Below are 251 nucleotides of genomic sequence, written 5' to 3' on the forward strand. Positions count from 1 at the left end.
AGAAATATTAGGTGGTAGAAAAGGTGGAGTTCCACTAATGACTTTTGAATATGTTTTAAAAGACAAAGGGCTTACTATTGGAGAAAATTTAAAAGCAGGCAATGTTAATGTAAGAACTGATGTACAATTTGGAGTAATGGCTGGAGCTTTTGCAGGTGGTGAAGGTGACTTTACAACAGCATTTGAACCTACAGCAACTGCTATGGAAAAAGAAGGTAGTGGATATATAGTAACATCTATAGGAAAAGATT

1 pseudogene is annotated in these 251 nt (G+C 35.1%); it reads left to right on the forward strand.

Features of this window, described 5'->3' with window-relative positions:
* Positions 1 to 251: pseudogene (locus tag KGF45_RS19920) on the forward strand (ABC transporter substrate-binding protein); the annotation flags it as partial.

The organism is Clostridioides sp. ZZV14-6154 (genome assembly GCF_020657785.1).
GTDB lineage: Bacteria > Bacillota > Clostridia > Peptostreptococcales > Peptostreptococcaceae > Clostridioides.